The sequence below is a fragment of the Candidatus Deferrimicrobiaceae bacterium genome (genome assembly GCA_035256765.1).
GTDB lineage: Bacteria > Desulfobacterota > Deferrimicrobia > Deferrimicrobiales > Deferrimicrobiaceae > CSP1-8.
Genome location: DATEXR010000177.1, coordinates 1 through 2,516, shown reverse-complemented (window position 1 = coordinate 2,516; position 2,516 = coordinate 1). Strand labels below are relative to the sequence as shown.

General features: G+C 61.5%; 3 protein-coding genes. All 3 read right to left on the bottom strand.

Annotated features, from left to right (window positions below; translation table 11 throughout):
• Positions 1-201: 201 nt before the first annotated feature.
• Entirely contained in the window at positions 202-609 is a 408-nt protein-coding gene (locus VJ307_06125) for a PIN domain-containing protein (GenBank protein HJX73717.1), read from the bottom strand.
• On the bottom strand, positions 606-860 hold the full coding sequence (locus VJ307_06120) for a ribbon-helix-helix protein, CopG family (protein ID HJX73716.1): 255 nt from the start codon (positions 858-860) through the stop codon (positions 606-608). Before VJ307_06120 ends, VJ307_06125 begins: the two co-directional genes overlap by 4 nt.
• Positions 861-965: 105 nt before the next feature.
• The coding region (locus VJ307_06115; protein ID HJX73715.1) for a nucleoside-diphosphate sugar epimerase/dehydratase at positions 966-2,516 on the bottom strand (1,551 nt) is incomplete at its 5' end.

The window sequence follows — 2,516 nt, the reverse complement described above, 5'->3', positions numbered from 1 at the left end:
ATTTATACTATTGGTATATTTTATACAAGTAATTTTATAACACCACCTACCGCCATCAGTAATCGCGGAATGTGGAGTGGAATCGGGCGGAATCGATTCCGACACGATCTTGAACGGTGTCCCAATTCAGTTCGGGATAGTTGTCCACCATGGGTCGGAATACGCATTCCCGGGAACGTCCCGGTTCTTGGGCCAGAGTTCTTAGGAACGTCCCTGTTCTTGGGTATCGAAACCGTACTGACGATAATGCCGGTCGAACGTAAACGCGGAACGGATCCCCAGGCGGCGCATGATCTCGAAGCTGGAAAAATCGACCAGGCTGGCCCCTTTCCGATCCGCGGCGAGGAACGCGCTCACCGACCGGGCGTGGACGTCTTCGTCGATCCATTCCAGGCGCAACACCGGCAGGATGGCATCGTGGAACGTCCGGACCGCGTCCATACCGAGCCTCGCCTGCAACAACGTCATCGTCTCGAGCACGATATAATTCGTCGTCACCAGGGATCCCTCGCCAGGCGGCTCTCTTTCCCACCGTTCCAACGCGCGGGCGTGGCAGACATCATCCCCGTCCAGGAGCGCGTAGAACGCCGATGTATCCACCAGGATCATCGTTTCCCATATTCCTCCACCAGATAATCGTCGTGCCTCTCCGCCACATCCTTCGAGCCGGACCGGAATTTTCCCATGGCGGCCTGCGCCCTGCGGACCCGCTCCTCCCAAGGCACCTCTCCCGTCCCCACGCGGATCTTCGCGTCCACGGCCCTCCGGATGATCTCCGCCATCGAGACCCCCTCCTTGGCCGCAATCCTTTTCAATTCCCGTGCCTGCCGCTCGGTCAACTGGATTTGCGTTCGCACCATGGCGACCTCGTGATTACATGAATGGCTACATGTTATCACAATGGATGGAGCTTCGCCATCTGTAACGGAAATTGGTCAGGCGAGTTTTTAGGAACGTCCCTGTTCTTAGTGGATGGATTTGGAGGGGGGAGAACCGGGGGGAAGGGATAATTGGGGGCCGGTTTCGGGGGACTCGGCGGCGAAACCGTCTTCGGTAATCGCAAACCCGTGGAACGCGAGATCCGGACGGTATCCCTTGACGATCATGCTCAGGTTGCGGATGATTCCCTGCCGGTCCCCCTTTTGAGCGAGGAGGAATAGTTCCTTGAGGTCGCGGGGCAGTTCCGGGACCAACGCGCCGTTCCCGATCATCATCATCACCTTGGGGTGGGGGGTGCGCGTGACGTCCTCGCCTTCCACCACCAGCTCCTCGTGGAGCTTTTCCCCGGGCCGCAAACCGGTAAAGACGATCTCCGCGTCGACGCCAGGCTCTTTGCCCATCAGACGGATCAGGTTCTCCGCCAGGTCCACGATCTTCACCGGCTCCCCCATGTCCAGGACGAACACCTCGCCGCCCTGCCCCATGGCGCCGGCTTGGATGATGAGCCCGGCGGCCTCGGGAATCAGCATGAAGTAGCGAGAGGCATCCGGGTGGGTCACCGTAAGCTTCCCCGTCGTCTCGAGCTGCTTCCGGAAGATCGGGAGGACGCTGCCCACGCTGTCCAGGACGTTGCCGAACCGGACGGACACGTAGGTCGTCTCCTTCCCGTTCATGTTCTGGACGATCTTCTCGGCCACCCGCTTGGTCGCCCCCATGACGTTCGTCGGCCGCACCGCCTTGTCGGTGGAGACCAGGACGAACCGCCGCACGCCGTACTCGGCCGCAACCTCGGCCATGATCTGCGTCCCAAAGACGTTGTTCTTCACCGCCTCGACGGGGTGAACCTCCATCATCGGGACGTGCTTGTAGGCGGCCGCGTGGTAGATCAGCGACGGCCTGTGCGCCGACATGACGGCCTCCACCCGCTTCCGGTCCCGGATGTCCCCGATGAGCGGGACGATGTTGATGCTCGGGAATTTCTCCCGCATCTCGAGCTCCAGCTCGAACAGGGGGCTCTCCGCGATCTCGAACATCACCAGTTTCGCGGGGAACAGCTTCGCCACCTGCCGGCACAGTTCCGCCCCGATGGATCCCGCCGCCCCGGTGACCATCACCGTCTTCCCGGTGATCTCGCGGCGGAGAAGCCCCATGTCGAGCGTGACCGGGTCGCGCCCGAGGAGGTCCTCGATGTTCACGTTCCGGAGCACGCTGATGCTCGCTTTCCCGTCGATCAACTCCCCGACCGCCGGCAGAATCCGGAACCGGGCGGACGATTCCTTGCAGTGCTCGACGATGTGGCGCACCTTGGAGGCGGATGCCGAGGGGATGGCGATGATGATCTCGTCGACTTTGTGGTCGCGGCAAATCGTGCCGATCTCCTCGTGGCCCCCCAGAACCCGCAGTCCCTGGATCCGGGAGCCGATCTTGGCCTTGTCATCGTCGATGAACCCCACATCGATCATCCCGAGGGCCGGATTGTCATGGATTTCCCGGGCGATCATCTGCCCCGCGGCGCCCGCCCCCACGATCAGCACCCTGCGGGTGAATTCGCCGCGACTGCGACCGAACGATTCTCT

Coding starts and splice junctions, on each gene's coding strand:
- VJ307_06125 (HJX73717.1), bottom strand. CDS start 609: ATGATCCTGGTGGATACATCGGCGTTCTACGCGCTCCTGGACGGGGAT.
- VJ307_06120 (HJX73716.1), bottom strand. CDS start 860: ATGGTGCGAACGCAAATCCAGTTGACCGAGCGGCAGGCACGGGAATTG.